Genomic DNA, 18,977 nt, shown 5'->3' with positions numbered 1-18,977 from the left:
CTCATGGCACATTAGGGGCGTGCGCTCCCTTCGGGTCGAGCGCTGACGTGCATACCGCACCCCCAAGGGTATGCACGTAAAGACAGCCCCCACCGTCCCCCCGGTGGGGGCTGTCGTATGTCCTGCACCTACTCCCGTGCGGCCGCGGTGGCCCCCGGCACGGGGGCCGTCGTCCACATCTGCGACGCGGTGAGCGCCGTTTCGGTAGTTCAGGCGGCCCCGTCCACAAGGTCGTCCGACGCGTCGTGGACGGTGTCGAGGTTGTGGGCCGACGCTGGCGTGCATGGACGAGTTCGACGCCGACTTCTTCGGCCCACCAGCCCCCGACGAGGTGGGCAGCGAGCGCGGCGAACTGCGCCGTATCGGGGTGGTCTGCCCCGATTCAGCCGCCGACGCCGCGTACTTCGCCTGTGCCGTGGCACGGCATCTCGCACGGTCTCCAGGTACGGATCGAACGGCGCAGGACCGCGGCCCGGTCGTCCTCGTCGACGGACAACCGGGCACAGGTGGTCTCGACGTCGTCCTCGACCTCGACCGTGAGGCGGGCGCACGCTGGGACGCGCTGCGAGGCGCCGGCCCCGACATCGACGCGCAGAAGCTCCTCGCCGCACTGCCGGAACGTGACGGGGTCCGGGTGCTCTCGCACGGACGAGGTGCACCCCGTGTTCACGATCGCCTCGTGCGGAGCGCAGTACTCGGGGCGCTCGCGGGCGAAGCGGCCTGGTCGGTCGTCACGTTGGCGCCCCACGAGCCGGCAGAACCGACGGAGTGCGACGTCATCGTCCTCCTCGTGCGCGGAACCGTGTGCTCCATGGCAGCCGCCCAGCAGTACGTCGACAAGCTGGACGGAGAGCTCATGCCGGTGCTCGTCACGCTCGAGGCCGACGCTCGGGCCCGTGTGGCACTCGGCGAGTCGCTCGACCTGGAGGTCGTGACGTCCGGGCCCACCCGGTGGCGTCTGGGGCACCGAGCAGCCGACGACGTGCTCGCCGGTCGCTGGCCGGGCGAGGACGAGCGGACGATGACTCGCCTCGTTCAGGATGTCGTCATCTATGTCCGCTCGCGAGGTCGGAGCATGGCATGGGCGTAGCAGAAGGCATGTGGAAGGAGATCTACGCCGGACGGGCACCGAGTGCTGCGGCGCTCGAGGCCATCGTCGATGCGGACGCTCCCGTGTACTCACGAGCGCAGACCTCCGTGCTGGGTGAGCGCCTCGGAGCTGACGTGCTCGGGGCCGGACCGCTCCAGGGTGTCATCGAGATCGAGGGAGTCACCGACGTCCTCGTCAACGGTTGTGACGGGGTGTGGATCGACCGCGGAGAAGGTCTCGAGGAAGTCGGGGTCGACCTCGGGGACGCGGAGGCGGTAAGGCGTCTCGCGGTACGGCTCGCCGCGGTGGCCGGGCGGCGGCTCGACGACGCGAGCCCGTTCGTCGATGCCGTGCTGCCCGGCGGTGCTCGGCTGCACGCGCTGCTGCCACCGCTCGTCGAAGGCGCTGCCCACCTCAGCCTGCGTGTGCCGGCGAGTGAACGACCGCTGCTCGAGGACCTCGTGCGGCTCGGGAGCGTTTCCCCCGAGGTCGAAAGCCTGCTCACGCGACTTGTGACGAGCCGAACGGCCTTCGTCGTGAGCGGAGGCACGGGAACCGGCAAGACGACACTGCTGGGCGCAATGTTGGCCCGCGTGCCGATCTCGGAGCGCATTCTGCTCGTCGAGGACGTCCGTGAACTGTCTGTTGCTCACCCTCACGTGGTGCGGCTCGAAGCACGTCGTCCGAACGTCGAGGGCGTGGGAGAGGTCAGCCTCACCACGCTCGTGCGCCAATCGTTGCGGATGCGCCCGGATCGCATCGTCGTCGGCGAGGTACGTGGCGCGGAGGTGCGCGAACTCATGTCTGCGCTCAACACCGGCCACCAGGGTGGATGCGGCACCGTGCACGCCAACGCGCCACGTGACGTCCCCGCCCGGTTCGAAGCGCTCGGCGCGCTGGCCGGGTTGAGCCCCGAGGCCGTGCGTACGCAGTTGCGCTCCGCGCTCCGGGTCGTGGTGCACCTCGAGCGATCCGGCGGGCTACGTCGGGTGGGGAGCATCGGGGTCCTCGACGGCGATCACCGCGGCCTCACGGTGCGCAGCGCCTGGAGAGGTGGGCGCCGTGGTGAGGCGTGGGACGAACTCGGCGCGCTCATGGACGGAGCGGCGTCATGACGTGGCCGTCCGACACCGCCCTGTGGTGGTGCGCGCTCGCGCTCGCAGTCGCCGTTGGGCTGTGGCCCGCCCCGAGATGGCTCGCGCTGACGCCCACCCCGCGAACCGGGTCGCGCTGCGGTCTGCTCGCTCGTAGTGATCCCCAGGCCGAATGTCTCGCCGTTCTCGATGCGCTCGGTGCCGTTCTGCGAGCCGGTGCTCCTACGTCGAATGCTGTCGAGCTCGTTGTCGCCCCCTACGCGGACGGGGGCACCCACTCGAGCCAGGGGTGGCAGCGGTTGCGTCACGCGGCCAGCTCCGGCGGAGATCTCGCGGACACCTGGCGCGAACTGGGCGTCATGTGGAGGCTGCCGGCGTGCGCTGACATTGCGGCGGCGTGGGAGATGTCCGATCGACACGGGTGTCCGCTGGCCGACGCCGTGACGAGTGCGGCAGCGGACCTACGGGCACGCCGTCGCCACGATCGAGCCCTGGAGGCAGCGACCGCGGGCGCCAAGGCCACGATGGGTGTCCTCGTCCTCCTGCCAGTTCTGGGCATGGCGCTCGCGTGGATGCTCGGCGTGGATGTCTTCGAGATCTACAGCGGCACATCGGGCCTGCTCACCCTGTGGCCCGGGTTGGCCCTCTTGTGGGCCGGCGCCACCTGGTCGCAGCGCATGGTTGCCTCGGCTCTCAAGCCTCCGGCGGTGACGCCGTGATCGCCCTCGCACTGGTTCTTCTCGCCGTTGGCGTCTGGCCCGCTCGGCCCCTGACCGAACGTGCCTTCGGTGCATCCCGACGGGGGGCGAAGCAACGCGACACGGTCGAGGAGTCGCCGATGGTCGTCGCCCACGCGATGGACCTGCTCGCCCTGGCGCTCGCGGGTGGAGCCCCCACCGTCGCAGCCCTCGAAGCCGTGTCCGCGGCAACCGGGCCGGGCGTCCGCGAGCCGCTGGCCCGTGTGGCTGCCGCGATGCGCTGGGGCGTCGACGGAGACGGTGCCTGGGCCGGCGCCTCCTCGGCCTGGCGTCCGGCCGCAGGAGCCTTCGCGCTCGCTGCTCGGGCGGGAGCTCCGCCGTCCACCCTTCTGCGGCGGGCCGCTGATGACCTGCGCGTCGGCGAGAGCGAGCGCATCGCTGTCGCCGGAGCGAAGGCCGGAGTCCGCATCGTCCTGCCGCTCGGTTTGTGTTTCCTGCCCGCCTTCGTCCTGCTCACCGTCGTCCCCCTCGTCATGGGTCTCGTCGAACCCCTCGGCTGACACCTGGCATCGGCCACCCCCGAACCCCGCCGGAACCCCGGCGGCGCGCCCTCCGGCGCACCACTCGAAAGAACTCAACCCCTGAGGAGATCGCCATGATCGCTGTGACCCGTCGTACCCGTAACGCCCTGCTGCGCCGCTGGCAAGCGGCCGCCGAACGCGCCGAGGCCGGCATGTCCACGGCCGAGTACGCGGTGGGCACCATCGCCGCGGTTGCTTTCGCGGCCGTGCTCATCGCCGTCGTGAAGTCCGCGACCGTGCGCTCGGCCCTCGAGGGCATCATCTCGTCGGCTCTCTCGACCCGCTGACGTGACGATGACACGAGCGCGCCGCAGGCACGGAACGCACGAACGTGACGGCGAATCGGGCATGGCAACAGCCGAATTCGCCGTGGCCTTGCCTGCGGTTGCGCTCGTGCTCGCCTTCGTCGTCGGTCTTGCCCAGTTGTTGCTGCTGCACCATCGGGCGTGGCATGCCGCGTCCGTGGGCGCGAGGGTTGCCGCCCGGGCCGAGAGCGACGATGCCGTGCGCGCGGCCGTCCGCCAGAGCGGTGTCTCCGGAGCCACGTCGATCACGCGGAGCTCGCAATGGGTGCGCGTGGCCGTCTCCGTTCCCGCTCCACGCGGGTTCGGGTGGGCGCTCGGCGACATCACCGCCGGCGCGGTGGCTGCCGCAGAACGCGGGGACGAGGGTGACGCTGCGAACAGCTCGGGAGGCTCGCCGTGACCGGGTGGTCCGCGCGGGGTCGCACGCGTCCACTGCGGGCTCGTGAACGCTGGTTGAGCCGACTCGGCCGGGTGCGAGACGGTCACGTCGGGGGAGGTCAGGGATCTCCGAAGGCCCGGAACGACAGCGGCTCGGTCACGGTGACGATGCTCGGCGTCATCGTCGTGCTCGGCCTGCTCGCCGGTGTGATCGTCACGTACGCGCGCACCGCGATCGACACCGAGCGCACCCGCCTCGCGGCCGATCAGGCAGCACTCGCCGCGGCCAGTGTGCTGCTCGGCTCGTCGGCGCAACCGGGGTCGTCGCCCTGCGCCCTGGCCGCCACGACGGCCGAGCGCAACGGTGCGCGCGTCACGTCGTGTGTCGTGCGCTCGACGTCGGTGCAGGTCGCGGTCACGCGCGCCGCGCCGCTCGGACGCGAAGCACGCGGTCTCGCCCGCGCCGGCGCCCCCGAGGGGCGTGGACCATGACGGGCGCAGCGAATCGACGCCAAGGTGTGAGTTTCGGCCCGGTGTGTGACCGGCGCCGCTCACAGATCGGACCAGAGCTCACATCCTGCGTCGAGCACGGGGCCAGCCACGCGTCAGTTGGCCGGGTCGTCGTAGGCGTCGCGCAACAGCAGGTCGAGCAGAGCGATCGCACCGTGCTTGTCGAGGGGGCTGTTGCCGTTGCCGCACTTCGGCGATTGGATGCACGCCGGGCAGCCCGACTCGCACGCGCACGTCTCGATCGCTTCCTTCGTCGCCGTCAGCCACTCCGTGGCCCGCGCGTAGGCGCGCTCGGCGAAGCCCGACCCTCCGGGCAGGGCGTCGTAGACGACGACCGTCGGCATGTCCGTGTCCGGATGCAGCGCCGTCGAGACGCCGCCGATATCCCACCGATCACCCTGCGCCACGAGCGAGATGAGGCCGATCGAGCAGTGCTCGGCGGCGTGAAGGGCCCCCGGGGCCACGTCGGGGGTGATGCCTGCATCGGCGAGCTCGTCCTCGGGCAGGGTCCACCACACGCCCTTCGTCACGAGGGTGCGCTCCGGCAGATCGAGCGGGTGCTCGCCTATCACCTCACCCGACGGCAGACGCCGCAGGAAGGACGTGACGCGCGTCGTCACCCGGATGTCGCCGTAGTGCAGTGTCGCAGCGCCCCACGCACGGCTGGCGCTCGAGCTGATGATGTCGAACGCGCTGACGGAGCGAGCGGCCGTCGACCAACCGGGGTTGCCGCGCACGACGTGCGCGCTGCCGTCCTCAAGGTCCAACTCCGTGGAGACGTACGAGACGCCCTGGTGCACGTAGACAGCGCCCTTGAAGACGCTCGAGTGCGCCCGTTCGCCGTCGACCGTTCCGAGCACTCGGCCGGTGCGCGATTCGACGATGCGCACGTCGTCGCCACCCTCGCCGCGCAGCGACACGTGGTCGCCGGGGCGGTCGTCGCGGGCCCAGTACCAACCGGTCGGGCGCCGCCGCAGGACGGCGCGCTCCACGAGCGAGTCGACGAGCGGCCGCATACCCGGCCCGAAGAGGGCCTCGTCGTCCTCGGTGAGAGGCAACTCGGCGGCCGCGCACGCGAGTTGCGGAGCGAGGACGTACGGGTTCGTCGGGTCCATCACGGTGGCCTCCACCGGTCGGCCGAAGAACACGTCGGGGTGGTGGACGAGGTAGGTGTCGAGCGGGTCGTCGGCGGCCACGAACAGGGCCAGGGCGTCGCGCCCCGACCGTCCGGCCCGGCCCGCCTGCTGGTGCAACGACGCCACGGTGCCCGGCCAGCCGGCGAGGAGCACGGCGTCGAGCCCGCTGACGTCGATGCCGAGTTCGAGCGCGCTCGTCGCGGCGATGCCCCGCAACGTTCCCGTGCGCAGTCCGCGCTCGAGGGCGCGGCGCTCCTCGGGCAGGTAACCGCCGCGGTAGGCGGCCACGAGGGATTCGTCGAGTCCCTCGTTCCACAGCCGCTGACGGGCCATGTCGGCCACCACCTCGACGCCGACTCGCGAGCGCGCGAAGGCGAGCGTTTGCACACCGGAACCGACGAGTGCGCCGAAGAGATCACCGGTCTCTGCCACGGAGCTTCGCCGCCCGAGATCGTCCGTGACCTCGGCTGATGAATCGGCGGGGTCATCCGAACCACGAGCTCCGTCGAGTGCTGCCGAGACCTCGTGCTCGGCCTCCGCGCTGGGCGGAGGCCCGGGCTCCCACAGGCCGAACGTCAGCGCCGGGCGCGGCGAGCCGTCGTCCGTGACGGCGGTGACGTCGAGCCCCGTGAGCGCGCGAGCGTGCCTGGCAGGGTCGGCTGCTGTCGCCGAGGCGAGCACGAACGTCGGCTCCGCCCCGTAGCGGGCCGCGATACGCCGCAGCCGTCGCAGCACGCCGGCCGTGTGCGCCCCGAAGACACCTCGGTAGATGTGGCACTCGTCGATGACGACGAGTCGCAACGAGCGCCAGAACATCGACCACCGTTCGTGCGCGGGCAGCATCGAGTGATGGAGCAGGTCGGGGTTGGTGAGGATGACGTTCGCGTGGTCGCGGATCCAACGTCGTTCGTCGGGAGGCGTGTCACCGTCGAGGGTGGCCAGGCGCGCGCCCGGCACGGCCAAGGCTTCGAGGCGGGTGCGCTGATCGGCCGCGAGAGCCTTCGTCGGCGACAGGTAGAGACTCGTCGCGCCGCGCAGGGAGGCGAACATCGAGGGGGTAGCCGGGTCGAGCGCTCCGGTCGCCGCGGACAGCATCGGCACCTGGTAGGCGAGGGACTTTCCCGACGCAGTGCCCGTCGCGACGACGACGTGCTCGCCGGCCATCACCCGAGCGATGGCCTCACTCTGATGCGACCAGAGTTCGTGGATTCCGGTGCCCTCGAAAGTCGACCGCACGAGAGCCGGAACAGAGTCCGGCCACGGCGCCGTCACGGCCTCGCGAGCGGGCCGTCGACGTACGTGACGCAACTCCCCGGTGCCCTGCCCGGCGAGGATGTCGAGCATCTGATCCGGGGAGCGCCGGGCGTCGTACGTCATCGCGAGCGTCCCTCCCCAGGGCCCAGAAGCGGTGCCGGGCGTTGACTTTCGGTGGCCAGATGACAAACTAACGCTCGACGCACCCCTGCCAGACCACGACCGAACAGGAGGGTCGCGCACGTGGACCTCAAGGTGAACATGCATCGCGAAGGTGACGTGGTCGTCGTTGCCTTCGACGGTGAGGTCGACGTGTACACGGCACCCACGGTGCGTGACGCGATCTCGAAGGTACTCGCGGCCGGGCACCACAACATCGTGGCCGACCTGCGTGACGTGGGCTTCCTCGACTCCACCGGCCTCGGCGTCCTCGTGGGACGCCTCAAGGCCGTCCGCCTGCTCGAGGGACAGATGCGCGTCGTCATCACCAACCCCCACGTGCTGCGCAACTTCAAGATCACCGGCCTCGACAACATCTTCGCCATCGACACGGACGTCGATTCGTCGGTCGCCGCCATCTCGGCCTGAGCCGCGCCGCGTTCGACCGGAGACGGCAACGCCATACTGGGGGCATGTCTTCCCGGATGCCCGTCCCCGACGCAGAAGCCACCGACCTCGTCGAAGCGCTGAGAGACGACCTCGTCGTCGCCGATTACACCGTCGAGCACGTCGCAGAGCTTCTCGGCCCGGGCGCGTCCACCGCGTTGCACCGGGAGCAGCCTCTTCCCGCGCGTCGTGCCCTCGCAGGCAGCGACGACCCGGTGGCCACGATGGTCCGCTTCTTCACCCTCGGCGAGACTCACACCCTCGACGCTCTCGACGCGGCCTTCCCGTCGCTACGGGCCAAGGGACTCGAACGTCTCGGTCTCGCGGTTCCGGCAGACTCCGGGCTGCGCTCGGCCGTCGACCTGCGCCCCTACGGCGACGAGAACTCCTCGTGGTGGCTCGCCTCCGACCTGTCGGAGCTCGCGACGGGCAGCGTCCTCGCCACCGATCACGTGCTCGGCATCGGCGGTGCGTCCACGACGCTCGCGCGTTGGACCCCGCGCCGAGAGGTGGCCGCTGCTCTCGACCTCGGCACTGGCTGCGGCGTCCAGGCCGTTCACCTCGCGGGGCACGTGCAGCACATCGTCGCCACCGACCTCGCGACGCGCGCCCTCGACTTCGTTCGTTTCAACGCCGCCCTCAACCGCCTGCCGCTCGAAGTGCTCGCCGGCTCGATGCTCGAGCCCGTCGCGGGCCGCCGCTTCGACCTCGTCGTGAGCAACCCGCCCTTCGTCATCACGCCACGCGCCGAGGGCATGCCCGGCTACGAGTACCGCGACGGCGGCGCTGTGGGTGACGGCGTCATCCGCGACCTCGTGCGTTCCGTGGGTGATCACCTCGAGCCCGGCGGTATCGCACAATTCCTCGGTAACTGGGAGATGCGCGAAGGCCACGGGTTCGAGCAGGTCTGGACCGAATGGCTCGAGGGCACCGGACTCGACGCGTGGGTCGTCCAGCGCGAGGTTCAGGATCCGTTCGAGTACGCCGAACTGTGGGCCCGTGACGGCGGTGCCGGCGTCAACTCACCCGAGTACGGTGCCATGTACGCGGCATGGCTCGACGACTTCGCGGCACGCGGAGTCGAGAGCATCGGATTCGGCATCGTGACGCTGCAGCGGCCCGAGTCCGAGCGCGATCCCTTCGTCGACCTCATGGACGAGCGCGGCCCGGTGGCATCGGCCATGGGCCCGACGATCGACGCCGGGCTGCGAGCCCGCTCCTGGCTCGCCCAGACGAGCGACGACGACCTCCTCGACGGCACGTGGCAGGCCGCACCCGACGTCACCGAGGAGCGCCACACGAAACCGGGCGCGGACGACCCGAGCGTCATCATGATCCGTCAGGGCGGTGGGCTGGGCCTCTCGATCCAGGCCGACACCGTGCTCGCGGCGTTCCTGTCGGTCTGTGACGGCTCGATGAGCGCCCGCACCGCGCTCGTCGCCATCGCCTCACTCGTCGGTGTGCCGGACGACGAGGTCATCGCCGGGACGCTGCCGTTGCTGCGCCGGCTCATCGCCAACGGGATGCTCGAACGCGTGGAAGGCTGACCGGCCGCGCCGAGAGCCCGCAGGACGAGCGACGGCCCCGCCCCTCGATGTGAGGAGCGGGGCCGTCGGCCGTGCTTGAGGTGATCAGTCGACCGAGACCTTGACCGACTTCTCGGCGATCTGGGCGCCGTTCTTCTTGTAGGTGACCTTGTAGTCACCCGAGACGCGCATCGGGACGTAGACGGCGACCGTGGCGCTGTCTCCGTCGTTGAGGTTGCTCGACGGGAGCGACTTCGTCTGCGACTGCTGACCGTTCGAGACGGTGTAGCTGTACGTGGCGCCCTTCTCGTACTTCGTGGCCAACGTGACCCACAGCTGCTGACCCTTGTAATCGGCCGTGATGTCCTCGTGGTCGGAGCCGCAGAAGCGGGCCGTGCCGTTGTAGGCGATGTCCTTGATGGCGCAGGCGCGGACGGCGTTCGTCGAGGCGTAGTTGCCGAGCTCGCTCGACGAGAGACGCTTCGACGACGAGGAGCCGTCAGAGCTCGGGCTGTCAGAGGAGCTGGGGCTCTCGGACGACTCTTCCGACGACTCCTCGGAGCTCGGGCTCTCGGTGGAGCTGGGGCTCTCCGACGACTCTTCCGACGACTGCTCCGACGAGCTGGGCGACTCGCTCGACGACTGGGACTGAGTGGACGAGCCGGAGCTCGACTCGCCCTCGGAACCGACGTTCATCGTGCAGCCGGAAAGGCCGACTGCAGCAGCGAAGGTGAGCGGCAGTGCCTTGCGAATGAGTGACATGGGATTCCTCCTTGTGGGCGGTGTCAACTGCTCTTGTGACGGAGCCCAGAGGCGTTCGGTTCCATGTTTCTTCGAGGCGTTCACCCTGCACCTCGGAAAAAGTTCTGAATCCCCTGGACATCTGAGAAGAACAGTACGTCCTCTCGGGTGCCCCGGGTGTGGTTTGCCACCCAATGTTCTTGCGGAAGTTCGAGGTTCGTCGCCCACCCGCCGCACCTCAGTCGAGCTGCCAGCTCCGCTTGCTCAGCCCGTGCCAGAAGCCGTCGATGCTCGTGCGTGATGTGGCGCTCGCGGCTCCGTCGGGGTTCGCCGCGCCGAGGGCGACGTAGAGCGGTGCCCAGTGCTCGGTGCGCGGGTGCGCCTCGTGAGCAGCCGGGGCCTTGTGGATGAAGTCGAACAACGCGTCGAGGTCGCCGCTCGCCATCGTCTCCGCAGCCCAGTGGTCGAACTCGACGGACGGCGAGGGGGCGGGCCAATCCGCCACGGGGTTGAACCACGACAGGTTGTGCGTCGTGAACCCCGAACCGACGACCAGGGTGCCCTCGTCACGCAGCGGCGCGAGCTTGCGCCCGAGCTCGAAGAGCTCACGCGGGTCGAGCGTCGGCATCGACATCTGCAGGACGGGAACGTCGGCGTCTGGGAACATCTCGACGAGCGGCACGTAGGCGCCGTGGTCAAGGCCGCGCGAGGTGTCCTGGTAGATCGGGGTGTCGGGCGTGCCGAGGAGGCGCGCCACGGATTCGGCGAGCTCCGGCGCCGCAGGCGCGTCGTAGGTGACCTCGTAGTACTTCTGCGGAAAGCCCCAGAAGTCGTAGACGAGGGGTGCACCGGTCGTCGAGGAGACGGTGACGGGGGCGTTCTCCCAGTGCGCCGACACCATGAGGATCTGCTTCGGCTTGGTGAACGCGCCTGACCACGAAGCCAGTTCGCGAGTCCACGTCGCGTCGTCGGCGAGCGGGGGAGCACCGTGGCTCAGGTAGAGAACGGGCGGTCGTGAGTCGGACGAGGGCGGCGTGGCCACGGGCGATGTCATGACGGTGCAACACCGTTGAGCGTTCAACTGTTCCACCCTCAGGCAGGGAACGGCGTGTCGTCCGGGCGGTCGGCCTGTTCGGGCACTCGGAGGCGTCGGGTACGGTCATAGCGATCGCACTGGGGCGGCGCCGACGAATCCGGCGCCCGCGCGATCGACAGCAAAGGAGCAACACGTGTCGTCAGGCCGCAAACTCGTCATCGTCGAGTCGCCGAACAAGGTCAAGAACATCGCCGCGTACTTGGGGGACGAGTACGTCGTCGACGCCAGCGTCGGTCACATTCGCGATCTGCCCACGCCGAGCGAACTCCCGGCCGACATGAAGAAGGGGCCGTACGGCAAGTTCGCCGTCGACGTCGACAACGGCTTCGACGCGTACTACGTCGTCGACGCGGACAAGAAGAAGAAGGTGGCCGAGCTCAAGCGGGCCCTCAAGGACGCCGACGAGCTCTACCTCGCCACCGATGAGGACCGCGAGGGCGAGGCCATCGCGTGGCACCTGTACGAGACGCTGAAGCCGAAGGTGCCCGTCAAGCGCATGGTGTTCCACGAGATCACCAAGGAAGCCATCCAGCGCGCCGCGAACAACACGCGCGACCTCGACATGCAGATGGTCAACGCGCAGGAGACGCGCCGCATCCTCGACCGCCTCTACGGCTACGAGGTCTCGCCGGTGCTGTGGCGCAAGGTGCGCCGCGGGCTGTCGGCCGGTCGTGTGCAGTCGGTCGCGACGCGCATGGTCGTCGAGCGTGAGCGCGAGCGCATGGCGTTCCGCGCAGCGTCCTACTGGGACGTCGAGGGCGAGTTCGAGTCCAAGGCCGGCCAGTCGTTCGTCGCCAAGCTCAGCTCCGTCGACGGCGAGCGCGTGGCCTCCGGCCGCGACTTCGGTGACGACGGTGTGCTCAAGAGCAAGGGCGTGCGCCACCTCGACGGCGCTGCCGCCGAGAAGATCGCGGAGTCGACGCGTTCGTCGCACGCGAGCGTCTCCGCCGTCAGCGAGAAGCCGTACTCGCGCAAGCCGAGCGCGCCGTTCATCACCTCGACGCTGCAGCAGGAGGCGAGCCGCAAGCTGCGCCTCGGCTCGAAGGACACGATGCGTGTCGCGCAGCGCCTCTACGAGAACGGCTACATCACCTACATGCGTACCGACTCGGTGACGCTGTCGGAGTCGGCCATCAGCGCTGCGCGCCAGCAGGCACGCGACCTGTACGGCGCCGAGTACGTGCCGGACGCGCCGCGTCGCTACGCGGGCAAGGCAAAGAACGCGCAGGAAGCCCACGAGGCGATCCGTCCCGCGGGTGACCGCTTCCGCACGCCGGCGCAGGTGGCCGGCCAGCTGCGCGGCACCGAGTTCGCGCTCTACGAACTCATCTGGAAGCGCACCGTCGCCTCGCAGATGGCTGACGCCAAGGGCTCGACGGCTTCGGTGAAGCTCACCGTGCCGGTCGAGAGCTCCGGCGTGGCCAAGCAGGCCGAGTACTCGGCCAGCGGCACCGTCATCACCTTCCGCGGCTTCCTCGCCGCGTACGAGGAGGGTCGCGACGCCGACCGTTACTCCAACGACGACTCGGAGCGTCGCCTGCCGAAGCTCTCCGAGGGCGTTTCCCTCGACGTGCTGCGCGCCGAAGCGCTCGGCCACGAGACGTCGCCGCCGGCTCGTTTCACCGAGGCCACGCTCGTCAAGGCGCTCGAGGAGCGCGGCATCGGCCGCCCCTCGACGTACGCCGCCACCGTCGGCACGATCCAGGACCGCGGTTACGTGCGAACGCGCGGCAGTGCGCTCATCCCGACGTGGCTCGCGTTCGCCGTCACGAACTTGCTCGAGACGCACTTCCCGAGCCTCGTCGACTACGACTTCACCGCCTCGATGGAGGAGGGCCTCGACCGCATCGCCGCCGGTGACGAGGAGCGCGCCCGCTGGCTGTCGCGCTTCTACTTCGGTGACGAAGGCGCATCGGCCGAGGGCCTGCGTCAGCTCGTCGATGACCTCGGCGAGATCGACGCCCGCGGCATCTCGACCATTCCGATCGGTGAGGGCTACGTCGTGCGCGTCGGCCGTTACGGGCCGTACGTCGAGCAGGACGTGCCCGAGGGCGTCGACCCGGCCACGGGCGAGGTCAAGGACGGTGCGGACGCGCAGGCCGCTACGTCGGCGACGCCGCGCCGCGCGTCGATCACCGACGAGATCGCGCCGGACGAGATGACGCCGGCGAAGATCCGCGAACTGCTCGAAGCGGCCGACGATGACGGTCGCGTGCTCGGACAGGACCCGGAGACGGGCCGCGACATCGTCGCGAAGGCCGGTCGTTACGGCCCGTACGTCACGGAGGTGCTGGCCGACGAGGCCCCCGCCGCCGACGAGAAGCCGAAGAAGAAGGCTGCCAAGCCGAAGCCGCGCACGGCGTCGCTGTTCAAGGACATGGACCTCGCGACGATCGACCTCGAGACCGCGCTCAAGCTGCTCTCGCTGCCGCGCGTCGTCGGCGTCGTCGAGGAGAAGAAGACGGCTGACGACGGCACGGAGAAGACCGAGAAGGTCGAGATCACCGCGCAGAACGGCCGGTACGGCCCCTACCTCAAGAAGGGCACCGACAGCCGCTCGCTCGAGACGGAGTCGCAACTGTTCTCCATCACGCTCGAGGAGGCCGAGGCGATCTACGCCCAGCCGAAGCAGCGTGGCCGCGCGGCTGCGAAGCCGCCGCTCAAGGAGTTCGGCGCCGACCCTGCGTCGGGCAAGCCGGTCGTCGTCAAGGACGGTCGCTTCGGTGAGTACGTCACCGACGGCGAGACCAACGCGACGCTGCGCAAGGACGACGACGTCGAGACCCTGACGGCCGAGCGGGCCTTCGAACTGCTCGCCGAGAAGCGGGCGAAGGGGCCGACGACGCGCAAGAAGGCAGCGAAGAAGTCAACCAAGAAGACCGCCAAGAAGACGACGGCGAAGACGGCCACGAAGAAGACGGCCGCCAAGAGCGCGGCGAAGACGGCCGCCAAGAGCACGTCGAAGACGGCCAAGAAGGCCTGAACCGAACGTCACGACGAAGAGGTCGCCTCCCCGCTCGGGGAGGCGACCTCTTCGTTCGCTCTGACGGAAGGTTCAGCCGTTGAGCAGCGCGGCGATGCGTTCGAGCGAGGTACGGGTGGCGTCAGCGTCGCCGTCCGGGGTGCCGGCGTCGGTGAACAAGTGACCGCGGCCGGGCACAACGATGTCTTCGAAGGACGCCCCCGAGGCCTCCACCGCGTCACGCAGCGCCGCAACGTCGGGTTCGTCGATCCAGTGGTCCTCGGCGTAGCGGTGCACCTGCACGGGCACACCGTTCCACTCACCCTGGGGCGGAGCCACGCTGTGCAGGAGGAGAGCGGCGCGGGCGTCGGGCCGTTTGGCAGCGAAAGCCTGTGCGAAGAACGCTCCGAGGGAGAAGCCGCCGAGAACGGCGTCCTCAGGCAGCCCGTCGAGGTAGCCCTTTGCCCGCTTCATCAGCGTGGGAACACCGACCTCGTCGCGGTAGGCAATGCCGTCGCGTTCGGAGTCGAAGACGTGGCCGTCGTAGTAATCGGGGGTCTCGACGGTGTGCCCGAGGTCGCGCAGGTCGGCAGCGAACTCGTGGACGGCCGAGCGCAAGCCGAGTGCGGAGTGCAGGAGCAGGACGTGTGCCATGCGTTCACCGTGGCACATTCGGGCACCGCACAGGCGGATGTGACAGAACGAGGCGCATGGACACCGGGGAACGAACCGAGACGGCGGGTGCCACGCGCAGGGCCGATCTTCTGCTCGCCGGAGCGGCTGCCGTCGCTGCGGTCGGGTGGGGCGTCGTGGCCGTGACGGTCGTGGGCTTCACCCTCGACACGGACTTCGGCCTCGGCACTCAGGCTGACGGGCGCTTTTCCGGGGGTGAACTCGCCCGCTCGGCGCTGTGGGTCGCCGTGCCTTGCGCACTGGTGGCGTGGGTTCTCGGATTCGTGTCGCTCCGCTCCACCCGCGGTGCGAGCGCGGGCGGACGCGTGCTGTCGATGGTGCTCTGGACGGCGGCGAGCCCGGTCATCTGCGCGCTCGTGTTCACCGGGTGGCTCGCGACCGGATCGTCAGACGGAGGAGGCCTCACGGCGATCGGTCTCGGGATCGGAATGAGTGCTGCTGGGGTGGCGATGTGGTGCGTCACCCTCGCACCGCTCGTCGTCGCGTTGGTGGTCCGGGGATTGCTGCGTCGTCACCCCGTCACGCAGGAGGAGCCCGGTGCCGACCCGTCATCTCCCCAGACAACCGGGGCGACAGCAGGCCCCTGAGCGTCCGGTCGAATGGCTCTGGTTGGCATCGTCTTCCGGCGAGGCGTTCGGATGGCTCGGCTGCGCCCGGGGCGGACGGTGGCGTCCCCTCCGACGTGCGTGTCTGAACGAGCCGCGGCGGCTGTTCGTCACCGAACCGTTGTGAAAACGCACTCGTTCGGCCTTCGTCGCCGGTGAACAATGTCGCCGTGGGAACGGAAACGAAGACCGAGCAGCAGACTGCTCGCACGGCGCCGCTGAGTGCCGACCTGACGAAGGCGGCCGCCATCGGTGTCGGCACCGTGGCGGCGAGCAGCGTCGTCGGGGTGCTGTGGCTCCTCGTCGTCCTCCTGGCGGGGCAAGCGGGGGCGTTCGGCGACGGCCCGTCGGGTGACGGCTGGAGCGCCGGCGCGGTCTTCATCGCTGCGGCCTGGATCGTCGGCGTGCATGCCCTCGCCGCAACGGGCCTGGCGCTGGTGGCGCTTCGGCGTTCGGCCGGGTTGTCGCTCGGCGACCGTGTCACGGCGTGCCAGCTGTGGTGCGCGCTGAGTCCCGTCGTCTGGACGCTCGTGTCGGTGGTTCGCCTCGGCCTTCGGGACGGCGCGTGGTCCGCGGCCCTCATGTTCGGTGTCATCGGAACGATCGGCAGCATCATGCTGTGGTTCTTCGTGCTCGCACCGATCTTTCTTCACGCCATTGCCAAGCCACTCCTGCGGCGCGATGCCGCGACCGGCGTGACGCCTCCCAGCTACCGGGGGTCGGTCTACGGCCTCGACGAGCAGGCCGAGGACGCCGAGATCGGCTACGCGCAGTGACTTTCCGCGCCCGTGTTTGACCCTCACGCTGCGTGAGGCGGTGGGGTGGTGACATGACCGACGACCTGTTGACGGTGGGCCAAGTGGCCGAACGCTTCGGCATCACGGTGCGCACCCTGCACCACTACGACGCGATCGGCCTCGTCACGCCGAGCGAGCGCAGTTGGGCCGACTACCGGCTTTACTCGCCGGGCGACGTGCAACGTCTCGCCCGCGTCGTTTTGCTGCGGCGTCTCGAGATGCCACTGGCGGACATCGGCGCCGTGTTGGCGGACGACGATGCGCTCACCGAGCAGCTTCGCCGACGCAGGGAGGCGGTCATCGCCAGGCTCGACGAGCTGAACGGGCTCGTGCGGGCCATCGACACCGCACTGACGAGGGAGGAACCGATGAGTGACTACGCCATCACCGAAGGCGAGATGAAGGAGATCTTCGGCACCGGCTACGACGAGAGCTACGACGCGGAAGCCGAGGCCCGCTGGGGCGAGACCGACGCGTACAAGGAGTCGCAGCGCCGCGCGAAGTCGTACACGAAGGAACAGTGGGTTCGCATCAAGGCCGAGGGCGACGCCGTCATGGAGCGGTTCGCGCAGGCCAAGCGTGACGGCGCGGAACCGGGCTCCGAGCAGGCGGACGCCGCGGTCCAGGCGCACCGCGACCACATCGAGACGTGGTTCAACGACGTCCCGCTGCCGATGCTGCTCGGCATGGGTGAGATGTTCAGCGCTGACCCGCGGTTCGCGAAGACCTACGACGACGTCGAGCCCGACCTCGCGCCGTACGTCACCTCGGTGATCACGGCCTACTGCGCCAAGCGGGGTGTGGACGAGAACTGCGGTTCGTGAATTTCTCGGGCGCGGGGTGAGGGCGGACCTCCGCAGGCGTCGGGTGCGGGCGGGGCGCGCACCTTGCGTCCCGAATCGGGGTGGTTGAGGTGGCGACGAGGCCGTCAGGCGCGTTGTGTCCTGACGCGTCGGGCCGCCGCGACCGAGCGGCGATCCGGCGTTGTCGGTGCGCCTCGGTAGGGTGTGCGCATGGCTGACGACGTGCGTGACGAGGAACTGCTCGCCCCCGTGCCCGGCGCGGCCCGCGATGGTGTCAGTGGCAGCGCACGCGCAGGTCTTTTCGTCACGTTCGAAGGCGGCGACGGCGCCGGCAAGACGACGCAGATCGCGCTCGCCCAGGCCTGGCTCGAGGAGCAGGGCCACGCCGTCGTCAGGACGCGCGAGCCGGGCGGCACCGAACTCGGAGTCGCGATCCGGCAGCTCATCCTCCACGGCGACCACGTCGCGCCCCGCGCCGAGGCGCTGCTCTACGCGGCCGACCGGGCCAACCACGTCGAGACACTCGTGCGCCCGGCGCTCGAACGCGGCGACGTCATCCTGCAGGACCGGTACATCGACTCGTCCATCGCCTACCAGGGCGCGGGCCGCGCGCTCGACGCCGCCGACATCGAGTCCATCTCACGCTGGGCGACCACGGGCCTCACGCCCGAGCTCACGGTGCTGCTCGACGTCGACCCGGCTGACGGCCGCGCCCGCCGTGGTGGCCGCGGCGGCGAAGACCGGCTCGAACGTGAAGCCGACGACTTTCACGCGCGCGTGCGCGAGCACTTCCTCGCACTCGCCGCTCGCGACCCCGAGCGCTACCTCGTCCTCGACGCTTCGCTGCCGCGCGAGGACATCGCAGCTGCGGTTCGCACCCGACTCGAACAGACCTTGGCGGCGCGTCGATGAGCGTGCAGGCACCCGAGGTGCGCTCCGTTCCGGGCATCGGCGAAGGCGTGTGGCGCGATCTCGTCGGCCAGGACGATGCCGTCCGCACGCTCTCGGAGGCTATCGCCGACCCCCGCCGCATGACCCACGCGTGGCTCCTCACCGGCCCGCCCGGCTCGGGGCGCTCCAACGCGGCCCGCGCGTTCGCCGCCGCGCTCGAGTGCCCACAGGGCGGGTGTGGTGAGTGCCGCGAATGCCGCACCACGTTTGACGGTTCTCACGCCGACGTCCAGATCGTCTCGACGAAGGGTCTGACGATCCAGGTCCGCGAGGCCCGCGATCTGGCGCTCGCGGCACAGTCGTCGCCGTCGGTGGGGCGCTGGCGCGTCATCGTCATCGAGGACGCCGACCGCCTCACCGAACGCGCCGCCGACGCCCTGCTCAAGGCCCTCGAGGAGCCTGTGCCGCGCACCGTCTGGCTGCTGTGTGCGCCGAGCGTCGAGGACATCATCGTCACGCTCCGCAGCCGGTCTCGTCACGTGCGCCTGCGCATCCCTCCGGTCGAAGCCGTGGCCGAACTTCTCGTGCGCCGCGACGGAGTCGACGTGGCCATGGCCACGTACGCGGCCCGCGCCGCGCAGTCGCACATCGGCATCGCTCGCCGACTCGCGCGTGACGAAGGCGCTCGGATCCGCCGACGGGAGACCCTCCTGCTCGCCCTGTCCATCCGCGGGCTCGGTGACGCACTCAAGGCCGCCGCCGACCTCGCGTCGATCGCCGAGGACGAATCCGGCGCGTCGTCGGGGGAGCGCAACGCCCAGGAGAAAGCGAAGCTGCTTGAGCAGTTGGGCGCCGACACGTCGGCGAGAACCCAACCCCCGCACGTGCGTTCGGCGATCAATCAGCTCGAGAAGGAGCAGAAGACGCGGGCCACGCGATTCGCGCGTGACGTCGTCGACCGCGCCCTCATCGACCTCGCCTCGATGTACCGCGACGCCATGGTCGTGCGCTGGGGTAAGCCGGTCGACCTCGTCAACGCCGACATCGTCGGTGAGGTCGAACAGCTCGCGCGGGCGCTGACACCCGAGCAACTTCTGCTCGCCCTCGACGCCATCGCCACCGCACGCGAACGCATCGCCGCCAACGTGCCGCCTCTGCTCGCGCTCGAAGCCATGTGCATCGCGCTCAAACTTCCCCTGTAACGCCCCGAG

19 protein-coding genes are annotated in these 18,977 nt (G+C 69.8%); 15 read left to right on the top strand and 4 right to left on the bottom strand.

The window, feature by feature from the left end:
* Window positions 1–283: 283 nt before the first annotated feature.
* The 7 genes from AA983_RS14980 (at window position 284) to AA983_RS12070 (ending at window position 4,638) form a co-directional block, all read left to right on the top strand.
* Window positions 284–1,090: a hypothetical protein gene (locus AA983_RS14980; RefSeq protein WP_052947107.1), complete on the top strand. Its 807-nt coding sequence runs from the start codon at window positions 284–286 to the stop codon at window positions 1,088–1,090.
* On the top strand, window positions 1,081–2,205 hold the full coding sequence (locus AA983_RS12095; protein WP_231579604.1) for a TadA family conjugal transfer-associated ATPase: 1,125 nt from the start codon (window positions 1,081–1,083) through the stop codon (window positions 2,203–2,205). The genes AA983_RS14980 and AA983_RS12095 overlap by 10 nt, the downstream gene beginning before the upstream one ends.
* Window positions 2,202–2,903, top strand: coding sequence for a type II secretion system F family protein (locus AA983_RS14975; protein ID WP_052947106.1), 702 nt, complete (start codon window positions 2,202–2,204; stop codon window positions 2,901–2,903). The genes AA983_RS12095 and AA983_RS14975 overlap by 4 nt, the downstream gene beginning before the upstream one ends.
* Window positions 2,904–3,022: 119 nt before the next feature.
* Window positions 3,023–3,442, top strand: coding sequence for a type II secretion system F family protein (locus tag AA983_RS12085; RefSeq protein ID WP_129664893.1), 420 nt, complete (start codon window positions 3,023–3,025; stop codon window positions 3,440–3,442).
* 95 nt (window positions 3,443–3,537) lie between these two features.
* Window positions 3,538–3,750, top strand: a complete 213-nt coding sequence (locus AA983_RS12080) for a DUF4244 domain-containing protein (protein ID WP_052947104.1) — start codon at window positions 3,538–3,540, stop codon at window positions 3,748–3,750.
* 61 nt (window positions 3,751–3,811) lie between these two features.
* A complete protein-coding gene (locus AA983_RS14970; RefSeq protein ID WP_156170382.1) occupies window positions 3,812–4,168 on the top strand; it encodes a TadE family type IV pilus minor pilin in 357 nt (118 codons plus the stop codon).
* 71 nt (window positions 4,169–4,239) lie between these two features.
* Window positions 4,240–4,638: an Rv3654c family TadE-like protein gene (locus AA983_RS12070; RefSeq protein WP_052947102.1), complete on the top strand. Its 399-nt coding sequence runs from the start codon at window positions 4,240–4,242 to the stop codon at window positions 4,636–4,638.
* 113 nt (window positions 4,639–4,751) lie between these two features.
* On the opposite strand, the gene AA983_RS12065 is transcribed toward AA983_RS12070, so the two are convergent.
* Window positions 4,752–7,169, bottom strand: coding sequence for a DEAD/DEAH box helicase (locus tag AA983_RS12065; protein ID WP_047312486.1), 2,418 nt, complete (start codon window positions 7,167–7,169; stop codon window positions 4,752–4,754).
* Between the two features lie 120 nt (window positions 7,170–7,289).
* On the opposite strand from AA983_RS12065, the gene AA983_RS12060 reads away from it, so the two are divergent.
* Both AA983_RS12060 and AA983_RS12055 read left to right on the top strand, forming a co-directional pair.
* Entirely contained in the window at window positions 7,290–7,634 is a 345-nt protein-coding gene (locus tag AA983_RS12060) for an STAS domain-containing protein (RefSeq protein ID WP_047312485.1), read from the top strand.
* A gap of 44 nt (window positions 7,635–7,678) precedes the next feature.
* Window positions 7,679–9,199 carry a methyltransferase gene (locus tag AA983_RS12055; protein ID WP_047312484.1) on the top strand — a complete coding sequence of 507 codons (1,521 nt, stop codon included), beginning with the start codon at window positions 7,679–7,681 and terminating at the stop codon, window positions 9,197–9,199.
* Between the two features lie 84 nt (window positions 9,200–9,283).
* Here the strand turns inward: AA983_RS12055 and AA983_RS14965 are convergent, their stop codons facing one another.
* Together AA983_RS14965 and AA983_RS12045 are read right to left on the bottom strand one after the other, a co-directional pair.
* Window positions 9,284–9,940, bottom strand: a complete 657-nt coding sequence (locus AA983_RS14965; RefSeq protein WP_052947101.1) for a hypothetical protein — start codon at window positions 9,938–9,940, stop codon at window positions 9,284–9,286.
* 217 nt (window positions 9,941–10,157) lie between these two features.
* Window positions 10,158–10,973 (bottom strand): dioxygenase, encoded by an 816-nt coding sequence (locus AA983_RS12045; protein ID WP_047312483.1) that lies wholly within the window; start codon window positions 10,971–10,973, stop codon window positions 10,158–10,160.
* 175 nt (window positions 10,974–11,148) lie between these two features.
* Here AA983_RS12045 and topA point away from each other — a divergent pair, with 175 nt between their 5' ends.
* The gene (gene topA / locus AA983_RS12040) at window positions 11,149–13,998 is read left to right on the top strand and encodes a type I DNA topoisomerase (protein ID WP_047312482.1); all 2,850 of its coding nucleotides are present in this window, start codon (window positions 11,149–11,151) and stop codon (window positions 13,996–13,998) included.
* A 72-nt stretch (window positions 13,999–14,070) separates the two neighbouring features.
* Here the strand turns inward: topA and AA983_RS12035 are convergent, their stop codons facing one another.
* Window positions 14,071–14,631 carry a dienelactone hydrolase family protein gene (locus AA983_RS12035; protein WP_047312481.1) on the bottom strand — a complete coding sequence of 187 codons (561 nt, stop codon included), beginning with the start codon at window positions 14,629–14,631 and terminating at the stop codon, window positions 14,071–14,073.
* 56 nt (window positions 14,632–14,687) lie between these two features.
* On the opposite strand from AA983_RS12035, the gene AA983_RS12030 reads away from it, so the two are divergent.
* The 5 genes from AA983_RS12030 to AA983_RS12010 all read left to right on the top strand — a co-directional run bounded on the left by AA983_RS12030 (window position 14,688) and on the right by AA983_RS12010 (window position 18,968).
* On the top strand, window positions 14,688–15,257 hold the full coding sequence (locus AA983_RS12030; RefSeq protein WP_047312480.1) for a hypothetical protein: 570 nt from the start codon (window positions 14,688–14,690) through the stop codon (window positions 15,255–15,257).
* A 188-nt stretch (window positions 15,258–15,445) separates the two neighbouring features.
* Window positions 15,446–16,051, top strand: a complete 606-nt coding sequence (locus tag AA983_RS12025) for a hypothetical protein (RefSeq protein ID WP_047312479.1) — start codon at window positions 15,446–15,448, stop codon at window positions 16,049–16,051.
* 53 nt (window positions 16,052–16,104) lie between these two features.
* Window positions 16,105–16,896 carry a MerR family transcriptional regulator gene (locus AA983_RS12020; RefSeq protein WP_047312478.1) on the top strand — a complete coding sequence of 264 codons (792 nt, stop codon included), beginning with the start codon at window positions 16,105–16,107 and terminating at the stop codon, window positions 16,894–16,896.
* A gap of 189 nt (window positions 16,897–17,085) precedes the next feature.
* Window positions 17,086–17,787 carry a dTMP kinase gene (gene tmk / locus AA983_RS12015; protein ID WP_082128911.1) on the top strand — a complete coding sequence of 234 codons (702 nt, stop codon included), beginning with the start codon at window positions 17,086–17,088 and terminating at the stop codon, window positions 17,785–17,787.
* Window positions 17,784–18,968 (top strand): DNA polymerase III subunit delta', encoded by a 1,185-nt coding sequence (locus AA983_RS12010; RefSeq protein ID WP_047312477.1) that lies wholly within the window; start codon window positions 17,784–17,786, stop codon window positions 18,966–18,968. Before tmk ends, AA983_RS12010 begins: the two co-directional genes overlap by 4 nt.
* Window positions 18,969–18,977 lie beyond the last annotated feature (9 nt).

This window comes from Dermacoccus sp. PE3 (assembly GCF_001021715.1).
Classification (GTDB): domain Bacteria; phylum Actinomycetota; class Actinomycetes; order Actinomycetales; family Dermatophilaceae; genus Dermacoccus; species Dermacoccus abyssi.
The sequence above is the reverse complement of the archived record's forward strand: the minus strand, read 5'-3'. Positions and strand labels throughout refer to the sequence as shown.

Excerpts from the sequence above, each read along its gene's own strand:
- AA983_RS14980 (WP_052947107.1), top strand. The coding sequence starts at position 284 with ATGGACGAGTTCGACGCCGACTTCTTCGGCCCACCAGCCCCCGACGAG.
- AA983_RS12095 (WP_231579604.1), top strand. The coding sequence starts at position 1,081 with ATGGGCGTAGCAGAAGGCATGTGGAAGGAGATCTACGCCGGACGGGCA.
- AA983_RS14975 (WP_052947106.1), top strand. The coding sequence starts at position 2,202 with ATGACGTGGCCGTCCGACACCGCCCTGTGGTGGTGCGCGCTCGCGCTC.
- AA983_RS12085 (WP_129664893.1), top strand. The coding sequence starts at position 3,023 with ATGGTCGTCGCCCACGCGATGGACCTGCTCGCCCTGGCGCTCGCGGGT.
- AA983_RS12080 (WP_052947104.1), top strand. The coding sequence starts at position 3,538 with ATGATCGCTGTGACCCGTCGTACCCGTAACGCCCTGCTGCGCCGCTGG.
- AA983_RS14970 (WP_156170382.1), top strand. The coding sequence starts at position 3,812 with ATGGCAACAGCCGAATTCGCCGTGGCCTTGCCTGCGGTTGCGCTCGTG.
- AA983_RS12065 (WP_047312486.1), bottom strand. The coding sequence starts at position 7,169 with ATGACGTACGACGCCCGGCGCTCCCCGGATCAGATGCTCGACATCCTC.
- AA983_RS12055 (WP_047312484.1), top strand. The coding sequence starts at position 7,679 with ATGTCTTCCCGGATGCCCGTCCCCGACGCAGAAGCCACCGACCTCGTC.
- AA983_RS14965 (WP_052947101.1), bottom strand. The coding sequence starts at position 9,940 with ATGTCACTCATTCGCAAGGCACTGCCGCTCACCTTCGCTGCTGCAGTC.
- AA983_RS12045 (WP_047312483.1), bottom strand. The coding sequence starts at position 10,973 with ATGACATCGCCCGTGGCCACGCCGCCCTCGTCCGACTCACGACCGCCC.
- AA983_RS12035 (WP_047312481.1), bottom strand. The coding sequence starts at position 14,631 with ATGGCACACGTCCTGCTCCTGCACTCCGCACTCGGCTTGCGCTCGGCC.
- AA983_RS12030 (WP_047312480.1), top strand. The coding sequence starts at position 14,688 with ATGGACACCGGGGAACGAACCGAGACGGCGGGTGCCACGCGCAGGGCC.
- AA983_RS12020 (WP_047312478.1), top strand. The coding sequence starts at position 16,105 with ATGACCGACGACCTGTTGACGGTGGGCCAAGTGGCCGAACGCTTCGGC.
- tmk (WP_082128911.1), top strand. The coding sequence starts at position 17,086 with ATGGCTGACGACGTGCGTGACGAGGAACTGCTCGCCCCCGTGCCCGGC.
- AA983_RS12010 (WP_047312477.1), top strand. The coding sequence starts at position 17,784 with ATGAGCGTGCAGGCACCCGAGGTGCGCTCCGTTCCGGGCATCGGCGAA.